23 protein-coding genes are annotated in these 26,990 nt (G+C 57.4%); 5 read left to right on the top strand and 18 right to left on the bottom strand.

Annotated elements, in window-relative coordinates:
* Positions 1-32 precede the first annotated feature (32 nt).
* From ACQR3R_RS01105 to mtnA, 17 genes are all read right to left on the bottom strand, one after another.
* Entirely contained in the window at positions 33-1,055 is a 1,023-nt protein-coding gene (locus tag ACQR3R_RS01105) for an MraY family glycosyltransferase (protein ID WP_428270056.1), read from the bottom strand.
* Positions 1,052-2,014, bottom strand: a complete 963-nt coding sequence (locus tag ACQR3R_RS01100) for an NAD-dependent epimerase/dehydratase family protein (RefSeq protein WP_428270055.1) — start codon at positions 2,012-2,014, stop codon at positions 1,052-1,054. Before ACQR3R_RS01100 ends, ACQR3R_RS01105 begins: the two co-directional genes overlap by 4 nt.
* Positions 2,011-2,934: a glycosyltransferase gene (locus ACQR3R_RS01095; protein ID WP_428270054.1), complete on the bottom strand. Its 924-nt coding sequence runs from the start codon at positions 2,932-2,934 to the stop codon at positions 2,011-2,013. Before ACQR3R_RS01095 ends, ACQR3R_RS01100 begins: the two co-directional genes overlap by 4 nt.
* Positions 2,935-2,991: 57 nt before the next feature.
* Positions 2,992-3,882, bottom strand: coding sequence for a glucose-1-phosphate thymidylyltransferase RfbA (gene rfbA / locus ACQR3R_RS01090; RefSeq protein ID WP_428270053.1), 891 nt, complete (start codon positions 3,880-3,882; stop codon positions 2,992-2,994).
* Complete coding sequence (gene rfbD, locus ACQR3R_RS01085; protein ID WP_428270052.1) at positions 3,879-4,772, bottom strand: dTDP-4-dehydrorhamnose reductase; 894 nt, start codon at positions 4,770-4,772, stop codon at positions 3,879-3,881. Before rfbD ends, rfbA begins: the two co-directional genes overlap by 4 nt.
* Positions 4,769-5,845, bottom strand: coding sequence for a dTDP-glucose 4,6-dehydratase (gene rfbB / locus ACQR3R_RS01080; protein WP_428270051.1), 1,077 nt, complete (start codon positions 5,843-5,845; stop codon positions 4,769-4,771). The genes rfbD and rfbB overlap by 4 nt, the downstream gene beginning before the upstream one ends.
* A 229-nt stretch (positions 5,846-6,074) precedes the next feature.
* Positions 6,075-6,314 carry a lipopolysaccharide assembly protein LapA domain-containing protein gene (locus ACQR3R_RS01075; protein ID WP_428270050.1) on the bottom strand — a complete coding sequence of 80 codons (240 nt, stop codon included), beginning with the start codon at positions 6,312-6,314 and terminating at the stop codon, positions 6,075-6,077.
* Positions 6,315-6,341: 27 nt separating this feature from the next.
* Positions 6,342-6,638: an integration host factor subunit beta gene (gene ihfB, locus ACQR3R_RS01070; RefSeq protein WP_020299643.1), complete on the bottom strand. Its 297-nt coding sequence runs from the start codon at positions 6,636-6,638 to the stop codon at positions 6,342-6,344.
* Between the two features lie 150 nt (positions 6,639-6,788).
* Entirely contained in the window at positions 6,789-7,070 is a 282-nt protein-coding gene (locus ACQR3R_RS01065; RefSeq protein ID WP_428270049.1) for a hypothetical protein, read from the bottom strand.
* Between the two features lie 304 nt (positions 7,071-7,374).
* A complete protein-coding gene (gene rpsA, locus ACQR3R_RS01060) occupies positions 7,375-9,069 on the bottom strand; it encodes a 30S ribosomal protein S1 (RefSeq protein WP_428270048.1) in 1,695 nt (564 codons plus the stop codon).
* Positions 9,070-9,189: 120 nt separating this feature from the next.
* On the bottom strand, positions 9,190-9,879 hold the full coding sequence (gene cmk / locus ACQR3R_RS01055) for a (d)CMP kinase (RefSeq protein WP_428270047.1): 690 nt from the start codon (positions 9,877-9,879) through the stop codon (positions 9,190-9,192).
* Entirely contained in the window at positions 9,876-12,119 is a 2,244-nt protein-coding gene (locus tag ACQR3R_RS01050; RefSeq protein WP_428270046.1) for a bifunctional prephenate dehydrogenase/3-phosphoshikimate 1-carboxyvinyltransferase, read from the bottom strand. Before ACQR3R_RS01050 ends, cmk begins: the two co-directional genes overlap by 4 nt.
* Positions 12,112-13,224 (bottom strand): histidinol-phosphate transaminase, encoded by a 1,113-nt coding sequence (gene hisC / locus ACQR3R_RS01045; RefSeq protein WP_428270045.1) that lies wholly within the window; start codon positions 13,222-13,224, stop codon positions 12,112-12,114. Before hisC ends, ACQR3R_RS01050 begins: the two co-directional genes overlap by 8 nt.
* A 10-nt stretch (positions 13,225-13,234) precedes the next feature.
* Positions 13,235-14,329, bottom strand: a complete 1,095-nt coding sequence (pheA, locus tag ACQR3R_RS01040) for a prephenate dehydratase (RefSeq protein ID WP_029298704.1) — start codon at positions 14,327-14,329, stop codon at positions 13,235-13,237.
* A complete protein-coding gene (gene serC, locus ACQR3R_RS01035; RefSeq protein ID WP_428270044.1) occupies positions 14,329-15,414 on the bottom strand; it encodes a 3-phosphoserine/phosphohydroxythreonine transaminase in 1,086 nt (361 codons plus the stop codon). Before serC ends, pheA begins: the two co-directional genes overlap by 1 nt.
* Before the next feature lie 250 nt (positions 15,415-15,664).
* On the bottom strand, positions 15,665-18,328 hold the full coding sequence (gene gyrA, locus ACQR3R_RS01030) for a DNA gyrase subunit A (RefSeq protein WP_428270043.1): 2,664 nt from the start codon (positions 18,326-18,328) through the stop codon (positions 15,665-15,667).
* A 425-nt stretch (positions 18,329-18,753) separates the two neighbouring features.
* Positions 18,754-19,830: an S-methyl-5-thioribose-1-phosphate isomerase gene (mtnA, locus tag ACQR3R_RS01025; RefSeq protein WP_428270042.1), complete on the bottom strand. Its 1,077-nt coding sequence runs from the start codon at positions 19,828-19,830 to the stop codon at positions 18,754-18,756.
* Between the two features lie 109 nt (positions 19,831-19,939).
* Between mtnA and ACQR3R_RS01020 the strand changes: the two genes are divergently transcribed.
* The 5 genes from ACQR3R_RS01020 to ACQR3R_RS01000 all read left to right on the top strand — a co-directional run bounded on the left by ACQR3R_RS01020 (position 19,940) and on the right by ACQR3R_RS01000 (position 24,993).
* The gene (locus ACQR3R_RS01020; protein ID WP_428270041.1) at positions 19,940-21,274 is read left to right on the top strand and encodes a TRZ/ATZ family hydrolase; all 1,335 of its coding nucleotides are present in this window, start codon (positions 19,940-19,942) and stop codon (positions 21,272-21,274) included.
* Positions 21,275-21,332: 58 nt separating this feature from the next.
* Positions 21,333-22,031, top strand: a complete 699-nt coding sequence (ubiG, locus tag ACQR3R_RS01015; RefSeq protein WP_428270040.1) for a bifunctional 2-polyprenyl-6-hydroxyphenol methylase/3-demethylubiquinol 3-O-methyltransferase UbiG — start codon at positions 21,333-21,335, stop codon at positions 22,029-22,031.
* A 4-nt stretch (positions 22,032-22,035) separates the two neighbouring features.
* Positions 22,036-22,707 (top strand): N-acetylmuramic acid 6-phosphate phosphatase MupP, encoded by a 672-nt coding sequence (gene mupP, locus ACQR3R_RS01010; RefSeq protein WP_428270039.1) that lies wholly within the window; start codon positions 22,036-22,038, stop codon positions 22,705-22,707.
* A 244-nt stretch (positions 22,708-22,951) separates the two neighbouring features.
* The gene (locus tag ACQR3R_RS01005; protein WP_428270038.1) at positions 22,952-23,692 is read left to right on the top strand and encodes a YciK family oxidoreductase; all 741 of its coding nucleotides are present in this window, start codon (positions 22,952-22,954) and stop codon (positions 23,690-23,692) included.
* Positions 23,693-24,066: 374 nt separating this feature from the next.
* Positions 24,067-24,993 (top strand): diguanylate cyclase, encoded by a 927-nt coding sequence (locus tag ACQR3R_RS01000; RefSeq protein ID WP_428270037.1) that lies wholly within the window; start codon positions 24,067-24,069, stop codon positions 24,991-24,993.
* 48 nt (positions 24,994-25,041) lie between these two features.
* Here ACQR3R_RS01000 and ACQR3R_RS00995 read toward each other — a convergent pair whose 3' ends face one another.
* Positions 25,042-26,916, bottom strand: coding sequence for an MFS transporter (locus ACQR3R_RS00995; protein WP_428270036.1), 1,875 nt, complete (start codon positions 26,914-26,916; stop codon positions 25,042-25,044).
* Between the last annotated feature and the right edge of the window lie 74 nt (positions 26,917-26,990).

The following is a 26,990-nucleotide window of genomic DNA, read 5'->3' as shown; positions in this document are numbered from 1 at the left end:
CTCCGCCTGTGACCATTATCAAAACAAATTAATTAGAGCGGTGTGTGTTCACGTACTCCAGCACGGAACACGAACGAGAGTATGAATAATGGGATATAAGCGATGATCGCTCCCGATACCGGAGAAATAAAGCCGCAGCCGACGAAAACGGCCATTGGAAACAGCCAAACCACATTTATTCCAATTACCGAATATGCCACAACCTTGTGGCTGCCATATTTACGTGAGGCGTACTGATATGCATGGCTCCTATGCGCCTCGTAGAACTTATCACCGTTCAACAAGCGTCGGGCAAGAGTCCATGTGGCATCAACAATGAATACACCTAAGAGTATGAGCCAACTCCAGAGCAACACAGGTGAATCCCAAGCAGCGACGAGGCTCATCACGCCCAAAATCAAACCGAGAAAGCCGCTCCCGGCATCCCCCATGAAAATGCGAGCGGGCGGGGTGTTCCAATATAAAAACCCTCCTACTGCAGCCGACAGCATCAAGACTACCCACATCAGGTCGATATGCCCGGTCATGCTGTAGACGACACAACTTCCGAGGCATACACATATGGCTTCCGCACTGGCAAGGCTATCGATACCGTCCATGAAGTTATAGAGGTTCAGCATCCAGACGAGGTAAATCAGAGCCAGAATGCTGCCATACCATCCTAGGTCAATCACCGCGCCGAACAGATCAATTGGAGGAAGTCCGTTCATCCAGAACAACGCCCAGCCAGACGCGATGAAGTGTCCCAGCAGTCGCCATCTGGCAGCGATATGCCCATGGTCGTCGGCGAATCCGATAACCGCGACGAGCGATCCTGATCCAAGCAGCCCATACATAGCATGCTGGCTCAGCAGGCCCAAAAATCCCAGAACGGGAAGCGAAAGCAGGAAAGAAACGACAATTGCCACCCCTCCCCCACGCGGTGTCGGGACCGAATGAGAACTACGGCTGTTCGGTACATCCATCATTCTCTTTGCTAAGGCGTAACGGCGCAGGACAAGCGTCAATACCCAGGAAACAGCAAACACGAGGAGTAACAGCCACCAAACAGTCATTTCTTTTGCTTTTCCATGTAGTAGCTGGCGGTCTGGCCCATGGCCGTTCCCATGTCTTCAGGTGGATTCCACCCCAATAATTCACGATTTTTACCAATGTCGACCTGCAGCGAACCACAGATCCGGATGGCGACGTCCTTTTTTCCCAACATTAATGCGGCCGTCTTCAACCATGATTCAGGTATGGGCCAGAGCCTTGTCGACTTGCCTAACGCAACGCAAAGACGTCGCAGCAGTTGAGTCGTTGAAAGGTCTTCGCCATCGCTTACTAAAAAGGTCTGGTTGGAAGCTGCGTGATGATCGATGCATGTGATAATCAAGCTGACCAGATTTCCTATCGACACCAGACTTCGCTGGTTTGCAATCGCACCCAGTGGCAGCGGAATGCCTTTGTCCAGCCACCGGAGCATACTCAGGAAATTGGCTTTTACGCCAGGACCGTAGATCAATGGAGGCCGAATGATCACCACTTCCATACCGGTATCTCGACTTAAGCTCTTCAGGCCTTCTTCAGCTTCGTACTTGGACACGCCATAGGGATCTTGCGGATCGGGTAGATCATCGGCGTCGAACGGTTTACCCGCCAAGGTATATTCGCCATTGACCTTGATCGAGCTGACGAAAATAAAGCGTTGTACGCCTGACGCAGCAGCACGCCGCGCCAATTTTAGAGTGCCTTCTACATTGAACTTGCGGAACTCGGCCAAGGCGTCAACCGCGGTTTCATTCATGACATGCACGCGGGCAGCAGCATGCACGATGACCGCGACATCATCGAGTGCAGGCACCGCGTCGGGGCCAGTCAGGTCGAACGCACGCACGGGGCACAGACCATGCAAGCGTGTAGCGCCTCGTGCTGCAGCGATTGGCTGGAATTGTTTGTCCAGCAACAACTTGAAGACTACTGCCTCACCGACAAAACCGCTTGCGCCCGTAACCAATACTTTTAGGGCGGTCATCTAGCCTTATTCCCAATCAACGCGGTTACCCAGCAAATACCGAAGAAAAACAATTTATCGCGCATCCGTCGCCGACAATGCCAGGCACTGAATGAAAGCCGCAAAAGGTGTATGCGTCTCAATTGCAGCCAGGTTCGGACGAACGAGTGGTCCCCCTTCTCAACCAGACGCGCTATCAGCCGTACCTGATTGAACCACCAACCATCATGGATGGTTTTATAGCGGGCAATCAACGGACTGAGCCCCTTGTTAGCGCCCACCTGATTGCGTTCATGTTGGCGATACTTCATTGACGGCTCCGGATCAATGAACCAGCGATAATCATGACTCCGCGCATACGCGTAGCAATACCAGTCATGCAGGCTGACATCCTGCAGCGCGTGCCAATTTTCGAGCATCGATTTTTTGAGCGAGTCGACAAGGTGCCTCCCCATCACATATGTACAGCCCGGCCCCGCAGCCTCGAACAAGAAATCCCATTCGACTTGCGGCTGCGCCTTGTCCAGCAGATGAGTTCGACCATCTGACCAAAAAGCCGTGACGTTACTGGAATATCCATCGACATGACGGGCCCGAATGACGTGAACCGCACGCTGCAATTTATCATCGTTCCAAACATCATCCTGATCGGCGAAAGCAATGAAATCGTAGCTTTCAAAGTCGACATCGCGGATCAACCGGAAGAAATTACGGGAAGCACCACCAAACTTTCCTGCTGCCGGCAAGACCGAAACCGTGTCATGCCGATCAGCAAATGCCGCGCACCAAGCTTCCGTACCATCTGTCGAAGGATCGATACTGATATGAATGTCTACATCGACAGCTGTCTGGCCGAGGATCGAAGTCAACTGCTCTTCGATCCACCGCATACCGTTGAAGGCAGCCAGCAAAACTGCAACTCGGGGACGTCTTACTGGCATGCCATTCCTTGCTTGCATCAATCAACGCGTCTGTATTCGAAAAAACGGATACTCGAATCAGAGGGACGGCATGTCCAATAACTTCTGTAGATACTGACCGTATCCAGTCTTCTTCAGAGCGTTTGCTTGAGCGCCAAGCTGCTCGGCAGTGATCCAACCATTGTGGTAGGCAATCTCTTCCAGGCAAGCCACTTTCAAGCCTTGGCGCTTCTCAATGGTATGTACGAAGTGACTAGCTTCCAGCAGAGAATCATGGGTGCCGGTATCGAGCCAGGCGAAGCCACGGCCCAGCATTTCGACATTGAGCGTCTTCCGCTCGAGGTACGCACGGTTAACGTCGGTGATTTCCAACTCGCCACGCTCGGACGGCTTGATACTCTTGGCGATCTCGACAACATCGTTGTCGTAGAAATACAAGCCGGTCACCGCATAGTTGGATTTTGGCTTCAGCGGTTTCTCTTCAATGCTTAAAGCGCGACCTGAATTGTCGAACTCAACCACACCAAAACGCTCCGGATCGGAGACGTGATAGCCGAATACAGTAGCGCCGTGCTGCTGAGAGCTCGCGGAACGCAGGTTGTCTGAGAAGTGCTGGCCGTAGAAGATGTTGTCGCCCAGGATCAGGCAGCATGGATCCTCGCCGATGAACTCTTCGCCAATGATGAAGGCTTGTGCCAGTCCATCTGGACTAGGTTGCTCGGCGTAGGTCAGCTTGATGCCGTACAGGCTCCCATCACCCAGCAACTTGCGGAAACACGGCAGGTCTTCGGGCGTAGAAATAATCAAGATTTCACGCATGCCCGCGAGCATCAGCACTGAGAGCGGGTAGAAAATCATCGGCTTGTCGTAGATTGGCAACATCTGCTTCGACACACCCAGGGTCAACGGGTGCAAACGCGTGCCCGAGCCGCCGGCAAGGATGATGCCTTTACGATTTGTCGTGGTCATTTATTCAGAACTTCCATAAGCATTCGGGTTACACCACTTTGCCAATCCGGCAAGTGTAGAGAAAAATTGTCACGCAGCTTCTTAGTATTCAAGCGGGAATTCAAAGGGCGACGTGCAGGCGTTGGATAGGCAGTGGTTTCAATCGGATTGATCGCATTCACGGCGAGCTGTTCGCCGTTGGCCTTAGCGAATCCGATTACATGGCTAGCATAGCCGTGCCAGGAAACTTCACCACTGGCTGCCAAATGATAAACGCCAGCCAGTTCAGGGCACTGCATTACTTTTTGAATGGCCGAAGCAGTCACATCCGCGATCAAATCTGCACCGGTAGGTGCTCCGACTTGGTCGGCGATGACACTCAGGACTTCGCGATCTTTGGCCAACCGCAACATGGTTTTAGCGAAGTTATTACCGCGAGCACCATAGACCCAACTTGTGCGGAAGATCAGATGCTTGCAGCCAGATGCAGTTATCGCTTGTTCACCGGCTAATTTGCTGGCGCCATAGTGGTTAACGGGTGCGACAGCATCTGTCTCTTGCCATGGCTTTGCACCCTGACCGCTGAAGACGTAGTCAGTCGAGTAGTGAATCAGCCAAGCTCCAAGATGCTTGGCCTCTTCAGCCATGACCTGACTCGCCTGACCGTTCACACGGTCGGCTAGCTCGGTCTCGGATTCTGCTTTGTCGACAGCTGTGTAAGCAGCCGCGTTAACGATGACGTCAGGTTTTACCTGGCGGATCGTTGCGCGCAATGCTTCAAGGTCGGAGAGGTCTCCACTCAAACCTTCTACCGTGTGGCGATCTAAAGCGATCAACTCACCCAGTGGCGCGAGGGAGCGTTGCAGCTCCCAACCTACCTGGCCATTTTTGCCTAGCAGTAGGATTTTCATGCCTTGGTCGAACGGTCTGCGTAATTCTGATCGATCCACTGCTGGTAGCTACCGCTCTTCACATGAGCCACCCATTCAGTGTTGTTCAAGTACCACTCAACGGTCTTGCGAATACCCGTCTCGAAGGTCTCTTCCGGCACCCAACCCAATTCACGCTGGATCTTGCTGGCATCGATCGCATAACGCTGATCATGGCCCGGGCGGTCCTGTACGTAGGTGATCAAACTTGCGTGAGGACGATGAGTGGAGTCAGGGCGCAACTCGTCGAGCAGCGCGCAGAGGGTGTGCACCACTTCGATGTTTTGTTTTTCGTTATGGCCGCCAATGTTGTAGGTCTCGCCGATAACGCCTTCGGTCACGACTTTGTACAGAGCACGGGCATGGTCTTCGACGTAGAGCCAGTCGCGGACCTGATTGCCTTTGCCGTAGACCGGCAGCGGCTTGCCTTCCAGTGCATTGAGAATGATCAGCGGGATCAGCTTCTCTGGAAAGTGGCACGGACCGTAGTTGTTCGAGCAGTTGGTGACCAGGGTCGGCAGGCCGTAGGTGCGAGCCCAGGCGCGAACCAAATGATCGGAGCTGGCCTTGCTGGCTGAGTAAGGCGAGCTTGGCTGGTATGGCGTGGTTTCGGTGAAGAGATCTTCAGGCCCTTCGAGGTCGCCGTACACTTCGTCGGTCGAAATATGGTGGAAACGAAAGCTGGCTTTGCGCGCATCATCCAACGCCGCCCAGTAGTGGCGCGCCGCTTCGAGCAGGGTGTAAGTGCCGATGATGTTGGTCTGGATGAACTCAGACGGTCCGGAGATCGAGCGATCTACGTGGGACTCAGCGGCCAGGTGCATGATCGCATCAGGCTGGTGCTCGCGCAGGACGCGGTCGATTTGTTCGCGGTCGCAGATATCGACGCGCTCGAAGGCGTAACGTGAGTTTTGACTGACCTCGGCCAGCGACTCAAGATTGCCTGCGTAAGTAAGCTTATCGACGTTGACGACAGAGTCAGTGGTGTTGGAGATGATGTGACGGATGACTGCCGAACCGATAAACCCGGCGCCGCCGGTTACTAGAATTTTCACGCGAAACCATACCCTTGAGTTACTGACAGGGCCGCCAACCGAGCGCTGTCTAATCCATGAAAGCAAAAGCCGTCAAATTCGCTGAGGCTTCTGACGAAGTCAGTTGATCCAAAGTGGGAATTTGCCACTATCGGATAAGCGCAGCATTTTACAGCTTAATGAGAGTTTTACTAATGGATATAGACAAGCCGTGGCGCAAATTTGACGTGTGCGTAGAGGCTTGTCGCGATCAGACAAGCCGCTTGCGCGAAGCCCTGGACCCACGCCCCAGAAACCAGCCCAGGATCGGCCCGATTATCATGCCGATCAGCAGCGCAATAACCATCACTAGCGACACGGGCAATTGAGGCCCGGCCCAGCCAAGGAACAGCAGCGAAACCGATTGCTGATTCTCAAGGACGAACGCCAGGATCGCCAAAATCAGCAACAGGACGAAAACGGCGAGTAGTACGCGCTTGAGATTACGCATGGTTAGCTCCTTGAATGGCGAGGGCTGTCAAAACCCTTCCTCTTCTTCCTCGTTTACGCGGTCGCGTAGTTCTTTGCCTGGTTTGAAATGCGGCACGAACTTGCCGTCGAGACTGACGGACTGACCGGTTTTTGGGTTGCGACCTACACGCGGTGCGCGATAGTGCAAAGAGAAGCTGCCGAAACCACGGATCTCGATGCGATCACCGGTGGCCAGGCATTGGGACATTTGTTCAAGCATGGTCTTGATGGCCAGCTCCACATCCTTGGATGAGAGCAGCCCTTGATGGGTGACAATTCGTTCGATCAACTCCGACTTCGTCATATTTTTCCCTTCTTTTTCAAGCAGCTAGATCAGCGCTTCAAAGGTTTTAGCATGCCCGGATGATTTTGAACAGCCCAAGCTTTCACATACTTTCAACAGGCTTTGTATGCCCTGATTAAGGGCGCTGGAACACTGATCATGACCAGCGAATCACCTGCACATGACAAGCATCGTACGAGTCAGGTAACCCGCGGGGTTGAAGCCGAAGGGGTATTCGTCTTCATCCTTGGCGTTATCAGACCTGGCGATGACTTTGTAACCTGCGGTCTTACACTCCTTGTCCGCCCTTTTGCGGCATTTTTCCCAGCCGGAGCCTAAACCCGAACAATCAATTTCGATACCGCTGACGCCGCGAACGGCGTGAGTTTTGGCATTGGTGCCGCAGCCTGCCAACAACGCGATTGCGGCTGTTACGACAATGAGCTTGTTCATTAACGTCCTTAGGCTGGGCGCCCTGCCCGGCTGTGGTTACTTCAAGCTACAGACTAGCTGCAAATAACCGATTGATCCTGTTAAAGAAACAGACAGTTTGATTGGGGGTTTGTTTCGTTGAGGGACAGATGCGGAATTTGAGAGTGGTGGCGTATTAAGGAAGGGAGAGTTTTCGTTGTCGTCCATCGCGAGCAGGCTCGCTCCCACATAAAGCAGATAGTGGGAGTGGCTTTGAAGACATCACCAAATCGCGGGCACAAAAAAGGGCGACCGAAGTCGCCCTTTTTCTATGGTCTGACAGAACTTAGTTCTGTTTTTCCATTTGTGCACGCAACAGGTCGCCCAGAGTGGTAGGACCAGCAGCAGGTTCCGAAGCAGCTGGCTTGTCGCGCAGGCTTTGGATTGCTTCTTTCTCTTCAGCATCGTCTTTCGACTTGATGGAGAGCTGGATTACGCGGCTCTTGCGGTCAACGCTGATGATCTTGGCTTCTACTTCCTGGCCTTCTTTCAGAACGTTGCGCGCGTCTTCAACGCGGTCACGGCTGATTTCAGAGGCTTTCAGAGTCGCTTCGATATCGTCGGCCAGAGTGATGATGGCGCCTTTAGCGTCAACTTCTTTCACGATGCCTTTAACGATTGCGCCTTTGTCGTTCTCTTGAACGTACTCGGAGAACGGATCGCTTTCCAGTTGCTTGATACCCAGGGAGATGCGCTCGCGCTCTGGGTCAACCGACAGGATAACGGTGTCCAGCTCGTCGCCCTTCTTGAAGCGGCGAACGGCTTCTTCGCCCACTTCGTTCCAGGAGATGTCGGACAGGTGAACCAGACCGTCGATGCCGCCGTCCAGACCAATGAAGATACCGAAATCGGTGATCGACTTGATGGTGCCGGAGATTTTATCGCCCTTGTTGAACTGGCCAGAGAAATCTTCCCATGGGTTAGATTTGCACTGCTTGATGCCGAGGGAGATACGACGACGCTCTTCGTCGATGTCCAGAACCATAACTTCCACTTCGTCGCCGACTTGTACGACTTTCGAAGGGTGGATGTTCTTGTTGGTCCAGTCCATTTCGGAAACGTGTACCAGGCCTTCAACGCCTTCTTCCAGCTCAGCGAAGCAGCCGTAGTCGGTCAGGTTGGTTACACGAGCGGTAACGCGAGTGCTTTCTGGGTAACGGGCTTTGATAGCAACCCATGGATCTTCGCCCAGCTGCTTCAGGCCCAGGGAAACACGATTGCGTTCGCGATCGTACTTCAGAACCTTGACATCGATCTCGTCGCCAACGTTGACGATTTCGGAAGGATGCTTGATACGCTTCCAAGCCATGTCGGTAATGTGTAGCAGGCCATCGACGCCACCCAGATCGACGAATGCGCCGTAATCGGTGAGGTTTTTGACGATACCTTTGACTTGTTGACCTTCCTGCAGGGATTCCAGCAGAGCTTCACGCTCAGCGGAGTTCTCGGCTTCGAGGACGCTACGACGGGAAACGACAACGTTGTTGCGTTTCTGGTCGAGTTTGATGACCTTGAATTCCAGCTCTTTGCCTTCCAGGTGCGTGGTGTCGCGCACTGGACGAACGTCAACCAGAGAACCTGGCAGGAACGCACGGATGCCGTTAACGTCGACTGTGAAGCCGCCTTTAACCTTACCGTTGATAACGCCCTTGACCACTTCTTCGGCTGCGAAGGCTGCTTCCAGAACAATCCAGCATTCAGCGCGCTTGGCTTTTTCACGGGACAGCTTGGTTTCACCAAAGCCGTCTTCAACCGAGTCCAGAGCAACGTGAACTTCGTCACCGACGTTGATAGTCAGTTCGCCAGCATCGTTGTAGAACTGCTCAAGCGGGATGAGTGCTTCAGACTTCAGGCCAGCGTGAACGGTTACCCAGCGAGCTTGGTAATCGATATCAACGATAACACCGGTGATGATGGAGCCTGCCTGAAGGTTCAGGGTTTTTAGGCTTTCTTCAAAGAGTTCCGCAAAGCTTTCGCTCATTTTAATTCCTGTTGAATAAGGGCGAAGGATACGCCCATCTCCACATCCCAGACGACGTGGGTTACGTTCATTAGAAGAAGCTTCGCAAGACTATGACTGGTCCCCTGCGAAGCCTCTTGGTCACCCGGCGATATCGCGAATGGCGATCTCGCTCATGATGCGTTGCAACACCTGATCGATGGATAATTCCGTGGAATCCAGCTGAATGGCGTCAGCCGCCGGCTTAAGCGGGGCTACCGCTCGCTGGGTGTCACGCTCATCGCGCACACGTATCTCATCTAGCAGACTCGACAGACTAACACCATCGACTTTGCCCTTCAACTGCAAGTAACGACGGCGCGCACGCTCCTCGGCACTGGCAGTCAGGAATATCTTCAGCGGCGCATCCGGAAAAACAACAGTGCCCATGTCGCGACCATCGGCGACCAGGCCCGGCTGCTCTTGAAACGCCCGCTGGCGCTGCAGCAGAGCATCACGCACAGCCGGTAATGCGGCCACTTGCGAAGCCCAGGCACCAACCTGTTCATTGCGCAGATCGTCGGTAACATCATCACCTTCTAGGATGATGCGCTGCGGATGACCTTCTGTCGCGCCGACGAACTGCACGTCCAGATGAGCAGCCAGCAGTTTCAGCGATTCTTCGTTGGTCAGGTCGACGCCATGGTTGCGCGCCGCGAATGCCAGCAGACGGTAAAGCGCACCGGAATCCAGCAGGCACCAGCCCAGACGCTTGGCCAAAATGCCGGCGATAGTGCCTTTGCCCGACCCGCTTGGGCCGTCGATGGTGATGACCGGTGGCTTGATGTTCACGACTGAGCCTCTTGGGCAACGCGGATACCGACCTGCGCGCACAGCGCAAGGAAGTTAGGGAACGAGGTCGCAACGTTCGCGCAATCATGGATGCGGATGGGCGCAGTGGCGCGCAATGACGCGACGCTGAATGCCATGGCAATTCGGTGATCGCCGTGACCGTGCACTTCGCCGCCGCCGATCAGGCCGCCATCAATGATGATGCCGTCCGGAGTCGGCTCGCATTTGACGCCCAGCGCCAGCAAGCCATCGGCCATGACCTGAATCCGGTCCGACTCCTTGACGCGCAGCTCTTCGGCGCCGCGCAGGATGGTGCGCCCTTCGGCACAAGCTGCTGCAACGAACAACACCGGGAATTCGTCGATGGCCAGTGGCACCAGCGCTTCCGGAATCTCGATACCTTTGAGTTTAGCTGCCCGTACGCGCAAGTCTGCTACCGGTTCGCCGCCGACTTCACGCTGGTTTTCCAGGGTGATGTCAGCGCCCATCAGGCGCAGGATATCGATGACACCGGTGCGGGTCGGGTTGATGCCGACGTGCTCCAGCACCAGTTCGGAGCCTTCGGCAATCGACGCCGCCACCAGGAAGAACGCGGAGGACGAGATATCGCCCGGCACTTCAATGTGGGTTGCGGTCAGCGTGTGGCCGGACTCGACCGACGCCGTGGCGCCGTTGACGGTGACCGGGTAGCCGAAACCACGGAGCATGCGTTCGGTATGGTCGCGAGTCGGGGCCGGCTCGGTCACGGTGGTTTTGCCTTCGGCATACAGGCCAGCCAACAGCAGGCAGGATTTAACCTGGGCACTGGCCATCGGCATGGTGTAGGTCAGGCCTTTCAGCTTGTTACCACCACGGATGACCATCGGCGGACGGCCTTCAGCCGCGGTCTCGATCACCGCGCCCATTTCACGCAATGGATTGGCCACGCGGTTCATCGGGCGCTTCGACAGTGAAGCGTCACCGGTCAGCGTGCTGTCGAAGTTCTGCGCAGCCAACAGGCCAGACAGCAGACGCATCGACGTACCGGAGTTGCCCAGATAGATCGGGCCCGGCGCTGGTTTCAAGCCATGCAGGCCGACGCCGTGAATGGTCACGCGTCCGTGGTGCGGACCTTCGATCACCACGCCCATGTCGCGGAAAGCCTGCAAGGTCGCCAGGGCGTCTTCGCCCTCAAGGAAACCTTCAACTTCGGTGACGCCTTCGGCCAGGGAGCCAAGCATGATCGAGCGGTGAGAAATGGATTTGTCGCCCGGTACACGGATCCGCCCAGTCAGGCGGCCACCAGGTTGTGCCAGGAAAATCAGGTCGTTGGAGTTCATAGCGTCCACATAGGCCCGGCGGGCCAGGATTTTACTGAAATGCTCGCGGGCAACCCGGGCGCGCGTGAACACGCCCAATAATTGGTGCCCATCCCCTGCATCGACCGCGTCGCGCAAGGCGTCGAGATCGCTGCGAAATGTATCGAGTGTACGCAGGACAGCTTCGCGGTTGGCGAGGAAGATGTCGTGCCACATGACCGGGTCGCTACCCGCGATTCTTGTGAAATCGCGGAAACCGCCGGCAGCGTAACGGAAGATCTCAAGGTTTTCATTGCGTTTGGCCAACGAGTCGACCAAACCAAACGCCAGCAGGTGCGGCAGATGGCTGGTCGCGGCCAGCACTTCGTCGTGACGCTCGACTTGCATGTGTTCGACATCGGCGCCCAATTCGCGCCACAAGCGGTCGATCACTGCCAGCGCTGCCGGATCGGTTTGATCCAGTGGCGTCAAAATCACTTTATGGCGGCGGAACAGGTCGGCATTGGAGGCTTCTACCCCGCTCTGCTCGGAGCCAGCGATCGGATGACCGGGCACAAAACGAGACGGCATGCCGCCAAACGCTTCGGTCGCCGCCCGCACCACATTGCCTTTGGCGCTACCGACGTCGGTGAGAATTGCCGAACCCAATTCCATCGCAGCCAGGCGCACCAGCATTTTTTCCATGGCCAGAATCGGTACGGCGAGCTGGATCACGTCCGCGCCTTGGCAAGCGATTGCCAAGTCTTCTTCGCAGCGATCAACCACGCCCAACTCAACCGCCAACCTGCGCGATTGCGGGTCGAGATCAACCCCGACCACTTCGCGGCACAGACCGCTTTCACGCAAGCCTTTGGCAAATGAGCCGCCGATCAAACCCAGACCGACCACCACCAGGCGACCGATCATAGGTGCAGCAGATTGCAGTGCAGTGACATCACCCACGAGCCAGAACCTTGGTCAGCGCCTCAAGGAAGCGGCTGTTTTCAGACGGCAGACCGATGGTGATGCGCAAGTGGTTCGGCATGCCGTAGTTGGCCACCGGGCGCACGATCACGCCTTCGCGCAGCAAACCCTGAAACACCGGCGCCGCAACGCGAGCCAGGTCAACGCAAATGAAGTTGCCCTTGGACTCGATCCAGCCCAGCCCCAGCTCACGGAAACCCGCTTGCAGCTGTTGCATGCCCGCCTCATTGAGACGACGGCTTTCGGCCAGGTATTCGGCATCCTGCAACGCCGCGCACGCCGCGGCCAGAGCCAGGCTGTTGACGTTGAAGGGCTGGCGCACGCGGTTCAGCACGTCGGCGACCACAGCGGTGGACAAACCGTAGCCAACGCGCAACGCCGCCAGGCCATACGCCTTGGAGAAGGTGCGCGACACCAGCAGGTTTGGATAGGCTGCCAGGAAATCCAGGCCATCCGGCAAATCGCTGCCTTCGGCGTATTCGATGTAGGCCTCGTCCAGCACCACCAGCACGTGGGCCGGTACGTCCTGCAGGAAGTCATCCAGCGCTTGCGCGCCGAACCAGGTGCCGGTCGGGTTGTTCGGGTTGGCGATGAACACCACACGGGTGTCGGCATCGATGGCCGCGAGCATGGCCGGCAAGTCGTGGCCCCAGTCTTTGGCCGGGATAACGCGCGCCTCTGCGCCCACGGCTTGCGTGACGATCGGGTACACCGCAAACGCGTGCTCGCTGAACACAGCATTCAGGCCCGGCGCCAGGTAGGCGCGCGCCACCAACTCCAGAATGTCATTAGAGCCGTTGCCCAGCGTCACTTGATTCAGCTCGACGCGGCACTGATCGGCCAGCAGGGTTTTCAGCGCAAAACCGTTGCCGTCCGGGTAGCGGGTCAGCTCCGCCAACTCGTCACGGATCGCTGCCAACGCCTTCGGGCTCGGGCCCAGAGGGTTTTCGTTGCTCGCCAGTTTGACGATGCTGGCCGGATCGAGGTCCAGCTCGCGCGCCAGTTCGTCCACAGGTTTGCCTGGGACGTAAGGCGAAAGTTGTTGCACGCCTGGCTGTGCCAGAGCGAGGAAGTCACCACTCATTTGCTACCCCTTAAAGAACTGCTTTCGGGTAGGAACCCAGCACTTTGAGTGCTACTGCTTCCTGACTGATCTTTTCCAGCACACCTTTTACCAGCGGATCACGGTGATGGCCGACGAAGTCGATGAAGAACACGTAGGTCCACTTACCGCTGCGCGACGGACGCGTTTCGATGCGCGTCAAATCGATACCGTTATCGTGGAACGGCACCAGCAACTCGTGAAGCGCGCCGGGTTTGTTGCTCATCGAAACGATGATCGACGTCTTGTCGTCGCCGGTTGGCGGCACTTCCTGGCTGCCGATCATCAGGAATCGCGTGGAGTTGTCCGGGCGATCCTCGATCTTCTCGGCCAGACGGGTCAGCCCGTACAAGCCTGCAGCCATGTCGCCGGCAATCGCCGCCGAATTCCACTCACCCTTGACCCGTTTGGCTGCTTCGGCGTTGCTCGAAACCGCCACGCGCTCGACATTCGGGTAATGCGCATCCAGCCACTTGCGGCATTGCGCCAGCGACTGAGCGTGGGAGTAGATGCGGCTGATGCTGTCGGTCTTGGTGTTTTCACCGACCAACAGGTGATGGTGAATCCGCAGCTCTACTTCGCCGCAGATGACCATGTCGTGTTCAAGGAAGCTGTCGAGGGTGTGATTGACCGCGCCCTCGGTGGAGTTTTCCACCGGTACCACGCCGAAATTCACCGCGCCCGCCGCCACTTCGCGGAACACTTCATCAATCGCCGCCATCGGCTTGCTGATCACCGCGTGGCCGAAATGCTTCATGGCCGCCGCTTGGGTGAAAGTACCTTCAGGGCCGAGGTAAGCCACTTTCAGCGGCTGTTCGAGCGCCAGGCACGAGGACATGATTTCGCGGAACAACCGCGCCATCTCTTCGTTACCCAACGGGCCCTGGTTACGCTCCATCACGCGCTTGAGCACCTGAGCTTCACGCTCGGGACGATAGAACACCGGCACTTCGCCTTCGGCCAGCGAAGCCATCTTTACTCGCGCAACTTCCTGGGCGCAGCGTGCACGCTCGCTGATCAGCTCCAGGACCTTGGTGTCCAGGGCATCAATGCGAACGCGCAGTGCCTTGAGTTCTTGCTCAGACATTAGCCGTGTTCCTTTTCGAACTCTGCCATGTAGGCAATCAGCGCCCTGATGGCGTTGATATCGACAGCGTTGTAGATGGAGGCGCGCATGCCACCGACCGAACGGTGACCCTTGAGGTTCAGCAAACCGCGCTCGTCGGCACCGGCCAGGAATGGCTTGTCCAGACGATCGTCAGCCAGGCGGAACGGCACGTTCATCCACGAGCGGTCGGTCAGGTTGATCGGGTTGCTGTACAGGCCGCTGGCGTCGATGAAGTCGTACAGGGTGCGCTTCTTCTCTTCGTTGAGCTTGCCCATGGCAGCCACACCGCCCTGCTCTTTCAGCCACTCGAAGACCAGGCCGGACAGGTACCAGGAAAATGCCGGCGGGGTGTTGTACATCGAGCCATTATCGGCCGCAACCTTGTAGTTGAGCATGGTCGGGCACAGCGAACGGGCACGCCCCAGCAGGTCTTCACGGACGATGTTGACCAGAATGCCGCTCGGGCCGATGTTCTTCTGCGCGCCGGCGTAGATCATGCCGTACCGGGACACGTCGATCGGGCGCGAAAGGATGTCCGAGGACATGTCGCACACCAGCGGCACGTCGCCCACTTCAGGCACCCAGTCGAATTCCAGCCCACCGATGGTTTCGTTGGCCACGTAGTGAACGTAAGCGGCATCCTTGGACAGCTTCCACTCGTTCTGGCCTGGAATGGCGAAGTAGTCGTACGGCTTGGCGGTACCGGCAACATTGACGTTGCCGTAACGCGAAGCTTCTTCAATGGCCTTCTGCCCCCAGATACCGGTGTCGATATAGTCGGCAGTGCCGTCTTCCGGCAACAGGTTCAGAGGAATCTGAGCAAATTGCTGGCTGGCGCCACCTTGCAGGAACAGCACTTTGTAGTTCGAGGGGATATTCAGCAGATCACGCAGATCCTGCTCAGCCTTGGTGGCGATGGACACGAACTCATCACTACGATGGCTCATTTCCATAACTGACAGGCCTTTGCCGTGCCAATCAAGCAGTTCACCCTGAGCGCGCTTCAGGACAGCTTCGGGAAGCGCCGCAGGACCGGCACAGAAGTTATAGGCTCTCTTGCTCACATCCAATCTCGCTCTGATTTGGTGGTATCACGCAGTAAATCGCATTATCAGTCGACACAAGGTCCCCGCTGAAGCAAACATTTGTGGGAGCGAGCCTGCTCGCGATTCAATCATCGCGGTGATTCAGGTTTGCCGCGGCGCCTGCATCGCGAGCAGGCTCGCTCCCACAAGGGACCTACAAAGGTGTCGAGATTTTCTTACCGTACAAACAACAAGGGGGCGAATTCTCATCCGCCCCCTGTTTGTCCGCTTACTCTTGTGGCTCTTCGTCGGCGGCGGCGTCGAGTTGCTGGTCTTCGATTACGTCGTCATTCACGACTTCACCGTCGAACACTGCACCTTCTTCGCCCTCTTCACCTTCAAGCTCTTCGCCTTCGACTTCCGATGGCTCCTGAACCCGCTCCAGACCTACCAGCGTTTCATCGCTGGCCAGTTTGATGAGGGTTACGCCCTGGGTATTACGACCCAGGCTTGAGACTTCGTCGACACGCGTGCGGACCAAGGTACCCTGGTCGGAAATCAGCATGATTTCCTCGCCGTCGAGCACCTGAACCGCGCCGACCAGACGGCCGTTACGGTCGTTGCTGACCATGGCGATAACGCCCTGACCGCCACGCTTGTACTCAGGGAACTCGGTGATCGCCGTGCGCTTGCCGAAACCGCGAGCCGAAGCCGTAAGGATCTGGCTGCCCTCTTCCGGGATCAACATGGAAATCAGCTTCTGGCCTTCTGGCAGACGCATGCCGCGAACACCGCGAGCGGTACGGCCCATGGCACGAACGTCGGTTTCCTTGAAGCGAGTGACCTTGCCACCGTCGGAGAACAGCATGACTTCGCGGCTGCCATCGGTAATGGAAGCAGAAATCAGCACGTCGCCTTCGTCCAGCTCCAGCGCGATCAGACCAACGCTGCGCTGACGGCTGAAGGATTCCAGCGGGGTCTTCTTCACGGTGCCTTTGGCGGTGGCCATGAAGATGAAGTGACCTTCGGTGTATTCATCGACCGGCAGCATGGTGGTGATGTATTCATCACTGTCCAGCGGCAGCAGGTTGACCAGCGGACGACCACGAGCGGCGCGCGAAGCTTCCGGAATTTCGTAGGTTTTCAGCCAGTACACTTTGCCTTTGCTGGAGAACAGCAGCAGCGTGGTGTGGCTGTTGGCGACCAACAGGTGAGCGATGTAGTCCTCATCCTTGACGCCGGTTGCCGACTTGCCTTTACCGCCACGACGCTGAGCCTGGTACGCAGCCAATGGCTGGGTCTTGGCGTAGCCACCGTGGGAAATGGTCACGACGCGCTCTTCTTCCGGGATCATGTCGCCCAGGGTCAGGTCGAGACGGGCATCGAGGATTTCGGTGCGGCGCACGTCGCCGTATTCGGCGCGGATGACTTCCAGTTCTTCGCGGATCACTTCCATCAGGCGCGTTGCGCTGCTGAGGATGCGGATCAGTTCGCCAATCTGGTTGAGGATCTCTTGATACTCGGCCAGCAGCTTCTCGTGCTCCAGACCGGTCAAGCGGTGCAAACGCAGTTCCAGAATCGCTTGCGCCTGTTCTGGCGACAGGAAGTACTTGCCTTCGCGCAGACCGTATTGCGGGTCCAGGGTCTCTGGACGACACGAGTCGGCGCCGGCACGTTCCACCATCGCAACCACGGCGGAAGATTCCCACGCAGTCTTGATCAGCGCTTCCTTGGCTTCCGACGGTGTCGGCGAGGCTTTGATCAAGGCGATGACCGGGTCGATGTTCGACAGGGCAACCGCTTGACCTTCAAGGATGTGGCCACGCTCGCGTGCTTTACGCAGCTCGAACACGGTACGGCGGGTAACCACTTCGCGACGGTGACGTACGAAGGCTTCCAGCAAGTCCTTGAGGTTCAGGATTCGCGGACGGCCATCAATCAGCGCAACGATGTTGATACCGAATACGGCTTGCAACTGGGTCTGGGCGTAGAGGTTGTTGAGGATCACCTCCGGCACTTCGCCACGACGCAGTTCGATAACCACGCGCATACCGTCCTTGTCGGACTCGTCGCGCAGTTCGGTGATGCCTTCCAGCTTCTTCTCTTTAACCAGCTCGGCGATCTTCTCGATCAGACGGGCCTTGTTCAGCTGGTACGGAAGTTCGGTGATGACGATCTGTTGGCGACCACCGACCTTGTCGATGTCTTCGATCATCGAGCGGGCGCGCATGTAAATGCGGCCACGACCGGTGCGGTAGGCTTCGATGATGCCGGCGCGACCGTTGATGATCGCAGCGGTCGGGAAATCCGGGCCCGGGATGTAGGCCATCAGCTCATCGATGGTCAACTCGGGGTTGTCGATGAGTGCCAGGCAACCGTCGATGACTTCACCGAGGTTGTGTGGCGGGATGTTGGTGGCCATGCCCACGGCGATACCGCTGGAGCCGTTGACCAACAGGTTGGGAATACGGGTCGGCATGACGGCCGGGATCATTTCGGTGCCGTCGTAGTTCGGCACCCAGTCCACGGTTTCTTTGTGCAGGTCAGCCAGCAACTCGTGCGCCAGCTTGGTCATGCGCACTTCGGTGTATCGCATGGCGGCGGCGTTATCGCCGTCCACCGAACCGAAGTTGCCCTGACCGTCTACCAGCAGGTAACGCAGCGAGAATGGCTGCGCCATCCGAACGATGGTGTCGTAAACCGCCGTATCACCGTGCGGGTGATACTTACCGATTACATCACCGACAACACGGGCAGATTTCTTGTACGGCTTGTTGAAGTCGTTGCCCAGCTCGCTCATCGCGAACAGCACGCGCCGGTGCACGGGCTTCAAGCCATCGCGCGCATCCGGCAGGGCCCGCCCGACAATTACGCTCATTGCGTAGTCGAGGTAGGACTGCTTCAGCTCGTCTTCGATATTGACCGGTAGGATTTCTTTGGCCAGTTCGCCCATGAGAAGCTCGATTCCTTTTTCTGGTGAAACTTCGTCACATCCATATGGGACGAACGAAGCTCGCCGCTGCAGGCTGAGTGCCATGCACCGACTTACGACAAATCAACGAGTTATGCCATGGATTTGCGCAGTAAAGACAACCCCGTGGGACTGCCTCGGAAAACGCCGGATGTTATCACAAGAGCCGCCACGCACCTATCCCCCAGATGCGCATGGAGCATAGTTAGTTGACCGATGACAGGCTTAACGGGGACGAGAGAGGCTTAGAGCCGCTCCAAATGTAGAATTCGGGGATGAATTGCCGATGTTTATTGACTTTAAGCGACTTATCACCAGCAGGCTGGCTCCCACAGGTTTTGATGTGTTCACACACCGTGTGGGAGCCAGCCTGCTGGCGATAGCCGTTTACCAGACAACTCACCTCATCAATGCAAGCGCTTACGGCACATCAACTGCGCCATTTTCGCGGTATCCGGGCGTTCGACGATGCCTTTTTCGGTGACGATTGCATCGATAAGGTCCGCAGGAGTGACGTCAAACACCGGGTTGAACGCATCCACATCCGCGCCCACTCGTTTGCCGCCAATCTCCAGCAACTCGCGACCATCGCGCTCTTCGATTGGAATGTCGTCGCCGCTGGCCAGGTTCATGTCGATGGTCGAGCTAGGTGCCACCACCATGAAACGCACGCCGTGGTGCATGGCATTCACCGCCAACTGATAAGTGCCGATCTTGTTCGCCACGTCACCATTGGCCGTGATGCGGTCGGCGCCGACGATCACCCAGGTAATGCCTTTGGTCTTCATGATGTGCGCGGCCGCGGAGTCAGCATTCAACGTCACCGGGATGCCTTCGTTAGCCAACTCCCACGCGGTCAGCCGCGAGCCCTGCAACCACGGACGGGTTTCGTCGGCATACACGCGCTCGACCATGCCTTCGATGAACGCCCCGCGAATAACCCCCAGCGCCGTGCCGAAGCCGCCAGTCGCCAGTGCGCCGGTGTTGCAGTGGGTCAGAATGGCCTGGGCATTGCCCTGATGCTTGCGGATCAGATCCACACCCAGTTGCGCCATGGTCAGGTTGGCTTCGCGATCACTCTCGTGAATGGCGATAGCTTCCGCCTCCAGCGCCGCCAAAGGGTCTGCATCGCCTTTGAGGCGGTCCAGACGATCACGCATGCGGCTCAAGGCCCAGAACAGATTGACCGCCGTTGGGCGAGAATCGGCGAGCAACGCGTAATCTTCTTCCCACTCCGCCTGCCAGTCACCGCCCTCGGCAATTCGGGCCCGCGCCGACAACACCATGGCGTAGGCGGCACTGATGCCAATCGCAGGCGCGCCACGCACCACCATCGAGCGAATGGCCTCGGCCACACCGGCTGCGCTGGTGTAGGCAATCCAGGTTTCCTCGAACGGCAAAACGCGCTGATCAAGCAGGTACAGGGCGCCATCACGCCAATCGATGGCCTTCACTTTCTCCGCAGCCAACAGTCGATCGCGCATCCCTCACCCCGCACTCATGAACAAAAGCCGCCGATTATAGCGATCCCCCCGCCAAGACGCTCGGGTATACTTCGCCATCCTTTACAAAAGCTCTGGAACCGACCTTCAAATGCCGAACACTGCTGCTGCGCTCGACCTGTTGTTGCTGCCGACCTGGCTGGTACCCGTCGAACCCGCCGGTGTGGTGCTCAAGGAACATGGCGTAGGCATTCGTGACGGGCACATTGTGTTTATCGGCCCGCGCGAGGCGGCGCTGAAGCTTGACGCAACAGAAGTCCGCGAATTGCCGGACATGCTGCTCACACCGGGGCTGATCAATGCTCACGGGCATGCCGCGATGACACTGTTCCGGGGCCTGGCCGATGACCTGCCGCTAATGACCTGGCTCGAAAACCACATCTGGCCCGCCGAGGCCAAATGGGTCGATGAAACCTTCGTCCGTGATGGCACCGACTTGGCAATCGCCGAACAGCTTAAAGGTGGCATCACCTGTTTTTCTGACATGTACTTCTTCCCGAAGGTTGCCAGCGAGCGCGTTCATAACAGTGGCATTCGCGCTCAAATCGCCATTCCGATCCTCGATTTCCCGATCCCGGGCGCGAGTACCGCGGACGAAGCCATTCGTCAGGGCGTTGAATTGTTCAACGATTTGAAGCATCACGACCGGATCAAAATCACCTTCGGCCCTCACGCACCCTACACCGTGGGCGATGAAAACCTGGAAAAAATCCGGGTGATCGCCGAAGAACTCGATGCATCAATTCACATGCATGTGCATGAAACTGCGTTCGAAGTGCAGCAAGCCGTCGAGCAGCGCGGCGAGCGCCCATTGGCCCGTCTCGGCCGATTGGGCCTGCTGGGGCCGCGTTTCCAGGCCGTTCACATGACCCAGATCAGCGATGAAGACCTGGCGTTGCTGGTAGAAAGCAATACCAACGTTATTCATTGCCCGGAGTCGAACCTGAAGCTGGCCAGTGGCTTTTGCCCGGTTGAGCGTTTGTGGCAGGCTGGCGTGAACGTGGCCGTCGGCACCGATGGCGCGGCCAGCAACAATGACCTCGACCTGCTGGGTGAAACACGCACCGCCGCACTGTTGGCCAAAGCTGTCGCAGGTTCGGCCACCGCACTCGACGCCCACCGGGCGTTGCGCATGGCCACACTGAATGGGGCTCGCGCGATGGGCATAGAAGCTGAAACCGGTTCGCTGGAGATCGGTAAAGCCGCCGACATCGTCGCTTTCGACCTGTCAGGCCTGGCACAGCAACCGGTGTACGACCCGGTTTCGCAGCTTATATACGCCACGGGACGCGACTGCGTTAAACACGTATGGGTCGCCGGCAAACACTTGCTGGACGATCGTCGCCTGACCCGTCTCGACGAACAACAGCTGTGCGCCACCGCCAAGGCCTGGGGCCAACGCATCAGCGGTCACACCGAATCGTAAGCCCCCCCGGACTCAACGCCGGGGCAACAGGATTTTTCAAGTTTCAGAGGACTTAAACATGAGTAACGTCGACCACGCCGAAATCGCCAAATTCGAAGCCCTGGCTCACCGCTGGTGGGATCGCGAGAGCGAGTTCAAACCGCTGCATGATATCAACCCGCTGCGGGTCAACTGGATTGACGAGCGCGTTAACCTGGCCGGCAAAAAAGTGCTCGACGTCGGTTGCGGCGGTGGCATCCTCAGCGAGGCCATGGCTCAGCGCGGCGCGACCGTGATGGGCATCGACATGGGCGAAGCGCCGCTGGCCGTCGCGCAACTGCATCAACTGGAATCCGGCGTCAGCGTCGAGTACCGCCAGATCACCGCCGAAGCGCTGGCTGAAGAAATGCCCGAGCAATTCGACGTGATCACCTGCCTGGAAATGCTCGAGCACGTGCCCGATCCGTCCTCGGTGATCCGCGCCTGCTTCCGCATGGTCAAACCTGGCGGCCAGGTGTTTTTCTCCACCATCAACCGCAACCCGAAGGCTTACCTGTTCGCCATTATCGGCGCCGAATACATCATGAAGTTGCTGCCACGCGGCACTCACGATTTCAAGAAATTCATCCGCCCATCCGAACTGGGTGCCTGGAGCCGCATGGCCGGCCTGACCGTCAAGGACATCATCGGCCTGACGTACAACCCGCTGACCAAGCACTACAAACTGGCCAGCGACGTGGACGTCAACTACATGATCCAGACGCTGCGAGAGGAGTAAGCCGATGCGTATCAGAGCGGTCCTTTTTGACATGGATGGCACGCTGCTCGACACCGCGCCCGACTTCATCGCGATTTGCCAGGCGATGCGCGCCGAACGTGGTTTGCCACCGATGAACGACAAACACATTCGCGACGAGATTTCTGGTGGCGCCAAGGCGATGGTCGCAGTGACCTTCGCCATGGACCCGGAATCACCGGGTTTCGAAGCCCTGCGCCTGGAGTTCCTGGAGCGTTACCTGGTCGGTTGCGCGGTGCACAGCAAGCTGTTCGACGGCATGGGCGAGTTGCTGGCCGACATCGAAAAAGCCAACCTGATCTGGGGCGTGGTCACCAACAAGCCGTTGCGCTTTGCCGAGCCGATCATGCAGCAGTTGGGGCTGGCCGAGCGGTCGGCGCTGTTGATTTGCCCGGACCACGTAAAAAACAGCAAACCCGACCCGGAGCCGTTGATCCTGGCGTGCAAGATGCTCGACCTGGACCCGGCCAGCGTGTTGTTCGTGGGCGATGACCTGCGCGATATCGAGTCCGGGCGCGATGCCGGCACCAAAACTGCGGCGGTGACTTTCGGTTATATCCACCCGGACGATAACCCAAGGAACTGGGGCGCGGATGTCGTGGTCGATCATCCGCTGGAGTTGCGCAAGGTGCTCGATAGCGCTCTTTGTAGCTGCTGACCTGATGGGCTGGCTGAAAATATTGTGATGGCCGGCAAAAACACAGTGATGACTTGCCGAGAACACTGTGGCGAGGGGATTTATCCCCGTGGGTCGCGAAGCGCCTCCCACCATCAATTGAGGTGAGCCGGCTCTGCTGCGTGCAATGATTAGCGGCTGCTGCGCAGCCGAACGGGGATAAATCCCCTCGCCACGGCAGTCCCCTCGCCACTGTTTCGATGCACGATTTTGTTGAGGTTTTTTTATGTTTGATTATTCCGCCCGCCCCGAATTGCTCAAGGACCGGGTCATTCTGGTGACGGGTGCCGGTCGTGGCATCGGCGCCGCCGCCGCGAAAACGTTCGCCGCACACGGTGCAACTGTATTGTTGCTGGGCAAGACCGAAGCCAACCTGACCCAGGTTTACGACGAAATCGAAGCCGCTGGCCACCCGCAACCGGCGGTGATCCCGTTCAACCTGGAAACCGCCCTGCCCCATCAATACGATGAGCTGGCAGCGATGATCGAAACCGAGTTTGGCCATCTCGACGGGCTGCTGCACAACGCCTCGATCATTGGCCCGCGCACGCCCATCGAGCAGTTATCCGGCGAAAACTTCATGCGCGTCATGCAGGTCAACGTCAACGCCATGTTCATGCTCACCAGCACGTTGCTGCCGCTGCTGAAACTGTCTGTGGATGCTTCGGTGGTGTTCACCTCCAGCAGTGTTGGGCGCAAGGGACGTGCGTATTGGGGCGCGTACGGCGTCTCCAAATTCGCCACCGAAGGCTTGATGCAAACACTTGCCGACGAAGTTGATACCGTCGCCCCGGTGCGCTCCAACAGCATCAACCCCGGCGCCACGCGTACCAGCATGCGTGCGCAGGCTTATCCGGCCGAGAACCCGCAGAACAACCCGACACCCGAAGAAATCATGCCGGTTTACCTGTACTTGATGGGCCCTGACAGCACCGGCATCAACGGCCAGGCGTTTGACGCTCAATAGCGCCGTGCGTCGCTTTTGTGCCGTGGCGTTTTACCGTCGCGGCACCGCATAAGCCTCGTAACTGAGGCTTTGTGCAGTCAAACAACTGCCGCAGTTTTTGCCGAAAATCACTATAAGAGCCTTTAATCAACTGATTTTAATAGCTTTTTATTGAAGTGAACCGAATGGCATGACTTTCGCTCTAAATTTGCTAACACACATCGTGTGAAAGCGAACGGAGCGACGCTTTGTATCGATAGGTTACTCAACGTCGACAAAGCGGATTAAACTCGGAACAGATGTCCTACGGGACTATGGACCAGTACGATGCGCAGCCCGAAAGCCGCTCTCACCCAGCCTGTAAGACAGCCTTACTGCTCAGGGGCGCATGCCATATGAAATCACCTTCCCAGACCAACGCAATTGACTTCGATAGCGCCAAATTGCAACGCCTGGGCTTTGGTCAGCAGTCGCCCCTTCTACAAAGACCGGTGAGCCTTGCGCAATTGCGCCAGCAACTGAGTCTGCAGTTACAGACCAGCCTGGAGCCGCAACGCATTCTGGGATTGTTCTTCCGTGATATTCAGCGCCTTGTACCGCTCGAATCGTTGACGTACCAGCACAAGTCCAGTGATTTGCGTATGGAGTTCGGCAAGCGCGGGCATCATTCGCTCAGCTATAGCCTGAGTCACGAAGGCGAGCACCTCGGCGAGCTGGTTTTTCGACGTAACCAACGGTTCAGCGAACAGGAACAAGGCCACCTCGAATCACTGTTGTCGGCGTTGTTGTTTCCAATGCGCAATGCCCTGCTCTACCGCGCTGCCACGCAAAGTGCACTGCGCGACCCGCTGACCGATACCGGTAACCGCATTGCCATGGATCAGACGCTGCAACGGGAAATCGACATGTCACGCCGACACGTCCAACCCTTGTCGCTTTTGATGCTGGACATCGACCACTTCAAGCACATCAACGACAGCCACGGCCACAGCGCAGGCGATGACGTGTTGAAAGCCGTTGCGGCGGCTATAAAAGGTCAACTGCGCAATGTCGACATGGTGTTTCGTTTTGGCGGGGAGGAGTTTTTGATTCTGCTGTCCAACACCGGCCGCGAGACGGCGGCGATGATCGGTGAACGCCTGCGATTCGCGGCGCAAGCGCAGAACTACTCGGCCGATGGCCATTCCATTGAATTGACCGTCAGCCTCGGCTGCTCGACCTTGCTGCCGGGCGAATCGGCCGAGAGCTTGTTGCGCCGAGCCGACAGTGCGCTGTATGTGGCCAAACGCGAAGGACGCAACCGGTTGGCGATGGCGGGCTGATGCCTTCCAGCGCGGGCACGCTCAGTCAGCGGCCCGCAGTATTCGGCGCTATCTGACAGCGCCGCGCAATTCCCCTACCAGACTTTGCAGCCTGGCCGGTTCAGCCTCTTCGGCGGTCACCGCAGGCCCCGCCACCAGCGTCACCCGTGACCACAACCGATGAAACAAGCCCTTGTTCGGATCGCGGCTGAAGAAACTGCCCCACAAACCCTGCAATGCCATCGGAATCACCGGCACTGGCGTCTCCTCAAGAATCCGCTTCAACCCACCACGGAACTCGCTCATTTCGCCATCGGCGGTCAGTTTGCCTTCCGGGAAGATGCACACCAACTCGCCCTCCTTCAGGTACCTGGCGATTCGGGTAAAGGCTTTTTCATAGATCTGAATGTCTTCCTGACGCCCGGCAATCGGAATCGCTCCGGCCGTTCGGAAGATGAAGTTAAGCACCGGCAAGTTGTAAATCTTGTAGTACATCACAAAGCGAATCGGCCGCCGTACCGCGCCACCAATCAGCAACGCATCGACGAACGACACGTGATTGCACACCAGCAGCGCCGGGCCTTCATCGGGAATCAACTGCAGATTGCGATGCTCCACGCGGTACATGGAATGGCTGAGCAGCCAGATCATGAAGCGCATGCTGAACTCGGGAACGATGCTGAAAATGTAGGCGTTGACGCCGATGTTCAGCAGCGACACCACCAGGAATAGCTGTGGAATCGACAGCTTGACCATGCTCAGCAAAACGATCGAGACAATCGCTGACACCACCATGAACAACGCATTGAGAATGTTGTTGGCGGCAATCACCCGCGCCCGTTCGTTTTCCGGGGTGCGTGACTGAATCAACGCGTACAGCGGCACGATGTAGAAACCACCGAAAATCCCCAGGCCAAGGATATCCAGCAGCACGAGCCAGGTATGACCAAACCCCAAAATCGCAAGCCAGCCATGGCCTACGGCGCTGTCGGGAATCCCGCCGGAATGCCACCACAACAGCAGACCAAACACTGTCAGGCCGAATGAGCCGAACGGTACCAGGCCGATCTCGACCTTACGCCCCGAGAGTTTCTCGCAAAGCATCGAACCCAGCGCGATGCCGACCGAGAACACCGTCAGAATCAGCGTGACCACGGTCTCATCGCCGTGCATCCATTCCTTGGCATACGCCGGGATCTGCGTCAGATAAATTGCCCCGACAAACCAGAACCACGAGTTGCCGACAATCGAACGCGACACCGCGGGCGTTTGCCCGAGGCCGAGCTTCAACGTGGCCCAGGACTGGCTGAAGATGTTCCAGTTGAGGCGCATTTCGGGGGAGGAAGCGGCGGCACGCGGGATGCTGCGACTGGCCAGATAACCCAACACCGCCACGCCGATGATCGCCGTAGAAACAATGGGCGCGTAATGAATGGACGACATCATGATGCCGGCGCCAATGGTCCCGGCAAGGATGGCCAGGAAGGTGCCCATTTCCACCAGGCCGTTGCCGCCCACCAGTTCTTCATCACGCAGGGCTTGCGGAAGAATCGAGTATTTGACCGGCCCGAACAGCGCCGAGTGCGTGCCCATGGCGAACAACGCGACCAGCATCAGCGACAAGTGATCGAACATGAAGCCGACCGCGCCGACGGCCATGATCGCGATTTCGCCGAGTTTGATCAGGCGAATCAACGCGTCCTTGGCGAATTTTTCGCCAAACTGCCCGGCCAGCGCCGAGAATAGAAAGAACGGCAGGATAAACAACAGCGCACACAGGTTGACCCAGATCGAACGATCACCGTCGAGGGTCAGCTTGTAGAGGATGGCGAGAATCAGCGACTGCTTGAAAATGTTGTCGTTGAACGCCCCGAGGGACTGCGTGACGAAAAACGGCAGGAAGCGCCGCGTGCGAAGCAAGGTGAACTGTGAGGGGTGACTCATCTTCCGTGTTTCCCCTGAGCATGTTGGGCAGTGAGTGGCATGGGTACCATTATTGGAATGTCGAACGTCGACCC

The organism is Gordonia sp. IEGM753 (assembly GCF_050321825.1).
In the GTDB taxonomy this organism is placed as follows: domain Bacteria; phylum Pseudomonadota; class Gammaproteobacteria; order Pseudomonadales; family Pseudomonadaceae; genus Aquipseudomonas.
The sequence above is the reverse complement of the archived record's forward strand: the minus strand, read 5'-3'. Positions and strand labels throughout refer to the sequence as shown.